We start from the raw sequence: 6000 nt of genomic DNA on the forward strand, positions 1-6000 counted from the left end.
AACTGTATTAATATATACTCCTCAGTTTGTATATTCTGTATAAAATTTAAGTAGCTTAAGTGATGGATAAAAAAGTGCTATTAGAACTAAGTAATGGATTAAAAATCGAGCTACCTGTATTAAGCGGAACAACAGGTCCTGATGTGTTAAATATCAAGGATTTATATAAGATGACAGGATTATTCACTTACGATCCAGGGTTTGTTTCTACAGCTTCATGCTCTTCTACAATTACATTCATTGATGGAGATGAAGGAGTTCTTAGATATAGGGGACATAATATAGCTGATTTGGCAGAGAATAATAATTTTACTGCTGTGATTTATTTATTGCTCTATGGTGAATTACCCAGTTCAGAGCAACACAAAAAATTTCTTCTCAAAATACAAGAATCATCCAAAGTATCAGAGCAAGTTACAAATGTAATTAAAGCATTTCCAAAAACTGCTCACCCTATGTCAATCTTAGTTGCATGTTTTGCAAGTTTGTCAGCATCTTATCATGAAAAGCATGGCAACAATGTCAATGGTGAAGACCTAGATTTTGGAATTTCTGCAATAGCGCAAGTTTCCACAATTATTGCAATGATTTATAGGCATATCAACAATCAGGAATTCATAAATGCTAACAATGAATTAAGTTACAGTGAAAATTTCTTAAAGATGATATTTGGCGATGCTGTTGATAATGATAAAAGCGCCCTTTTTGCAAAAGCTCTGGATAAAATATTTACTCTCCATGCTGATCATGAACAGAATGCTTCTACGGCGGCTGTCAGATTGGTGGGATCGGCTGGTTCTAATCTGTTTGCAAGCCTCTCTGCAGGAGTTGCTACACTTTGGGGACCAGCACATGGTGGAGCTAATGAGGCAGTTATAAATATGCTAAAAGAGATAGAGCAAAGTGGAGATATAGATAAATTCATCGAAAAAGCTAAAGATGATAAAGATCCATTTAAATTGATGGGATTTGGACATCGTGTTTATAAAAATTATGATCCGCGCGCGCGTATATTGAAAGGCGCTTGCCATGAGGTTCTAAGTAAACTAGAACAAAATAATGAACTGCTTAAAATTGCAAAAAAACTTGAAGAAATAGCTTTAAAGGATGAATATTTTATCGTGCGTAAGTTATATCCAAATGTTGATTTTTACTCAGGTATAATAATGAATGCTATTGATATCCCCTCAAATATGTTCACGCCTATTTTTGCACTTGCAAGAACCACTGGTTGGGTTACTCAGTGGTATGAAATGATAAATGATAAAGAAACTAAGATCTGTAGACCAAGGCAACTCTATTTTGGTAAATAAATTTATTTTCACTTCATTAGACTTCTTGCATAACCCAAACTAAGTAGAAAAAAGGTGTCATCCGAGTAGCTGACACTGGTTCCTTTACGACGGAAGTGTCCAGAGGTGTCATTCCAGTCTGGAATCCAGAAAAAAGGATGGTGTCATTCCGTATCCGTTCAGCCAATGGCGTCAACTTAAGAACTTTCATTAGCAAACTCTCCTAAAGACATGATGGCGTTTAGGCTTATCTACTTTATTGCGGCTGTCCCGGTCGGATTTTAACTTTAGCGCGTATACTTAAAAAGGGCTTGAAAGTTTTTTGGCGCAATAAGTACCTGATAGAGTTTCTGCCTCATTACACCAAATAAAACTGAAAAATTTAAACGATACTCAGTAATTTGATCTGGGTTCCAAGGCCCTTGTGCATCACATATATGAAGCGATAATATATTGCACATGACCAAGTTTGCCCAAAATTCTTGTAATACAGCCTCTCCAGAAAAATTCTCTAACTCTGCTCCTACTTTGAGTCGTTTATAGCACTCCTCTATGTGCCACCTTAACACATAAGCTTTGCTCCAAAGTCTCGGTCAAAAACTCTGTTTCTCAGTTGGCTAATGTCAGCACTATAACTCTTACTTTCTGTCCTTTCATTTTATTTTTTAGCTTTTCATTTTCTAATATAAAATCAAAATCTAATTCGCCAGCGTTCCCATAGCTTACTATAATTTCTTTTTTGCAAGCGAAAAATAAAATCTACTTCCAAATCATAATGCTGCTGAATGAATTTTACTGAAGACGATCATAGATAAATAATAATTTCTCTTGATTTAATAAACGCATTTGAGTGATAACTTCGGGTAATTGCTCTGCCGCCAACGTTTGTTCACCTATATTCCAAGCTGCAAGACGAGCACTACAAATTAGCGAAGTACACAAATCAACAAACAAATTGCCAATGGTGCCTGTTGTTCCATTTGGTTCAAACTCGGATACAATTTCCCCAGAGCTGGGTAATCTCATACCAGAACCATCTGCTGCAATAAGTCTATAGCCTCTCCAACTCAGGTTCATCCTGATAGGCTGTTTGGATGCTTAAATTCTTGAAAGCCTGTATGGCAAATCTTATACCTTGCTTTAGAAAAAGCTTGCTTTGAGGGTACATGTCAATGGCTCCATAAGTTCACATTCTATTCCCAAACTTTTTTTAACTAACTTTAAAATCATAGAAAATACTGTCGAAAAAGGAAGTTTTCTTGTTCGTGTAAAACTCAACACAATGGATTTTCTGAAAAGTTTTCGAGTATATTATATTTTTAATTTGTAGAATAAGGTTTTTTCCTTTTTGCATATTTCACCTAAAAAGGACACATTTTAGACTTCTTTGTTGAAATAAAACAGAAACAAAAGTGCTGTCCCTTGCACTCTTTGGATAATTTAATGATAAAAAATTTAGAGAGAAATTTTATACACTATCGCTGATATTTTTCCTTAAGTTGACGCCATTGCCTGAACACTTACCTAATGATGAAGCTATCGAAAACATAGCAAAGAGACTTCAAAAATCTATAGACGATGCAAAAAAGCACAAGGTCATGTTTAGTGTTGATGTATTCCAAGGAGAAAAAAGTCATCAATAATAGATTATTCGATACTGATCTTATACCACCTCATGGAGCAAGATAAAAATGTTACTGAGACTGGAAAAGAAAAACTACGGCCTCTTATGTTAGAAATGTTTAATCTAGTTTCAACAGGCACTGATGTGAGCCAAGAAGTTCGGAGATTATTGCCAGAAGATATACTGAAAGAACGCGGCGAATATTTCAAGTATTGGCGATAATTTTTTCAATATTTACGCAATTCGAGTACAGAATCTTAATCTCAACAACTTTCCCCCATAAAATACTTATAAAAATTCTTCGCTTACAGTTGCATAAAAGAATGTTGATCCTGAACATTAAAAATTGCATAAAATCTTAATTTATGACAGACAATAAAACAACAAAATTAGTAGACTGAATAAAAATGGCATTTATTGCCATTCATTGAACTATTGAAAGAGAAATAAAGACGATGCATTACATCGCAGTTTTGTGAGGCACAAACACAAAAAACTCCGATTAAATTAAAAGAAATTGTGGGGCAAAAAACGAGTACAACAGCATACAATAGCATTGATGGAGTGTTAAGCGCTTGGCAGGTATGCTGATTCATCCTTTTTTGTCTTAGAATTGAAATAAATACTTTACGTAAGAAACAGAACAGTGTTTATGCAATAACCGCCAAAATTAAACGATTTTTTTATGAAAAAAAAACTATTTATCCTTCATTCATTAAAAAAGGGAAACTATTCTGCCATCGATTCAAGACATCTTATTTGTTTGGGATGTGTTAACAAACAGCTTGCTTTAAATCCTTCCAAAAGATTTAAACATTACATTCGCATTAAGTCTCATGAACAGTGTGATTTAAAGCAAGCAGAATGATGGAGATGATGAAGATGTCTTTTGTAGTGTATCACCAATATTTGTTGCAAAGAGGTTGCAAAGCAAAGAAGTTCTTTACCAAAAAGGGTTTGAATTTGAACTGTCGATAGCATGTGTCCGACTAAATGATATACTACTGACATTTGAAGGAACACATACATATTCAAACAAACAAACAAATACACACGTACACAAATCAAATTGAGCCTGAAAACACAGATTTAATTTAAACTTTTATTTTCTTTCAAATTTTAACAATGTAACCGATTTCCTTTCTTTTATTTTATTCACTTTGCTTCGAATGCTTTGTGGCGTTTTATTTAATTTTTTATTAAAAAAAATTGTTTTTTATTTTTTTTTTTTTTTTTGTGGAGATCCTGTGGCTTGTGTTTTGTTCAACACATAGTGCAGCAACAGCTGCTTGCTGATGTCTTGCAGCATGTATGGGGATGAATGTCAGGATTAAAGAATGCGTTGGCGAAAGGATTAAATTGATACAGTTTATAAAGATTTATTTCTTGTATAAGGGTTTTCTTATATTATTATTAGTTTTATTTAGTCAGGTTTCGGGATAAATGGTTGTTACATTTAATAATATTTTAACAACTGCCGTATTAATGAAAGAAAAATCCCTATTTTTCCTGTTAGGGACATGAGCAGATTCCTAAAAAATACCTTTAAAATTAAAAAGTATAAGAAAATTTTGATTAAGCAGATATTTCTATTAATTTCCTAGAATATTGGTTCTAAAGATACATGTTAATCTAATGTTCGTAATATTAATAAACGTTAAAAAGAATAAAAAACTGATCTGCAAATAAGTACTGAGTTTTGAATTTGAAAACAACTGTCCTATCGACATTCAGTTTTATATGGGCAGTATTTGATTTTAACTATTGCTGCGGAATTTCCCAGACCTCCAAAAACTGCGCTGTTGATTCTAGAAATAGTACATCTTTGGCAAACTAGATTTTAAAACGGTTGCCCATTTTCTATTTAAAAATTTTTAACTAAAGATATAGAGCCAAATTCATAAAATTCATATGAGAATTTTTTCTTTAATATTTAATAAATCAAAATGTAGACTATAATATTTACTGATTTGCGATATATTTTTTCATATACAAATATAAAATTCTAAAATTATTGTAGAGTTCTCTAAATAGTGTTTAATATATCCGGCTTTCAAAAATAAAAGGAGCTGTCAAGTTAGCAGTACCTTTAAATCGATAAATTGACGTACTTACATCACTTTTTATCTATTTTCTCTTGGAAATGAGATACTTTTGCTGAAAAAGGTATCCTATATTTGAACCAAGATACTAAGGTAACTCCTCATAACATTTTTTTATGTGATGTGATCACAGGCAGACGGTTAGACAAAAAGGCAAAAAATCTACAAAATTTCTGTTTTAAATTTAAAAAAAATATTTAAAAAATATTTCATGCCCAGAAATGGTCCTGTTACAGTTTTATTATATGTATAGATTATTAATATATCTAGTACACATATGTATATATGAAGAGCAGCTGGATTTGTTCTGTCATTAAGTGAAATAATGCTGTCATACTTTTCGGTCTTCATAGGTCATAGGCTGTTTGTTTGGTTCGGTTGGCGATAGTAAGCCAACTATTAGCGGACCGACTTCGCGATTTGCTCCAGATTATGAGTATAAATACATATATATACTAAATATTCGCTTTCCCAATATGCAAGTTGTGAGTTACAGGGTGTTAAAATTGCAAGTAAACAAAGGGAAAATTCGTTACATATTACAGTTTTTCTTTGATAAAGATGAAAATGCAAGGCGGCTGAAATTGTGGTGTTTATGATGCCAATACTCTACTGCTCTACTGCTCTACTGCTTTACGTGTAATTTTAGTTTCATCGATTCCATTCAGGTATTTTTATACACCTCACACAGGCAGGCCCGTCGTTGAAAATATCCATTAAGTAATAGAAATAATCGAAGTTGAACAGCATGTTACTAGTCGTAGCATCGCGCCGGAGCTAAAGATCGACCTTAAGACAGCTTTAAAGCACCGAAAAAATAATAAATAAATTTTATTTAGTTACATAAGGAATAGTACAGAGTGTGGTACAAAAACGATTCATTGACTGCCATCTATCCACATTTACCACATCATCTTGCACACAGAAGCATCTAATTATCGATTTTTTGCACAATGGCTGCCAGCACCATAAACCCCTTGTT

The 6000-nt window shown here is 33.0% G+C and carries 2 protein-coding genes and 1 pseudogene; 2 read left to right on the forward strand and 1 reads right to left on the reverse strand.

What is annotated here, in order from left to right:
* The first annotated feature begins 62 nt into the window (after positions 1-62).
* Positions 63-1313, forward strand: coding sequence for a citrate synthase (locus ABWU29_RS05985; protein ID WP_264378162.1), 1251 nt, complete (start codon positions 63-65; stop codon positions 1311-1313).
* A 189-nt stretch (positions 1314-1502) separates the two neighbouring features.
* Here ABWU29_RS05985 and ABWU29_RS05990 read toward each other — a convergent pair.
* Positions 1503-2646, reverse strand: a pseudogene (locus ABWU29_RS05990) (transposase).
* A gap of 321 nt (positions 2647-2967) precedes the next feature.
* On the opposite strand from ABWU29_RS05990, the gene ABWU29_RS05995 reads away from it, so the two are divergent.
* Positions 2968-3138 (forward strand): hypothetical protein, encoded by a 171-nt coding sequence (locus tag ABWU29_RS05995; protein ID WP_353280232.1) that lies wholly within the window; start codon positions 2968-2970, stop codon positions 3136-3138.
* Positions 3139-6000: the final 2862 nt, after the last annotated feature.

The sequence above is a fragment of the Wolbachia endosymbiont (group A) of Phasia obesa genome (genome assembly GCF_964028125.1).
GTDB classification, from domain to species: domain Bacteria; phylum Pseudomonadota; class Alphaproteobacteria; order Rickettsiales; family Anaplasmataceae; genus Wolbachia; species Wolbachia pipientis.

What these genes read in the sequence shown, in the direction of transcription:
- ABWU29_RS05985 (WP_264378162.1), top strand. Translation starts at nt 63, where the DNA reads ATGGATAAAAAAGTGCTATTAGAACTAAGTAATGGATTAAAAATCGAG.
- ABWU29_RS05995 (WP_353280232.1), top strand. Translation starts at nt 2,968, where the DNA reads ATGGAGCAAGATAAAAATGTTACTGAGACTGGAAAAGAAAAACTACGG.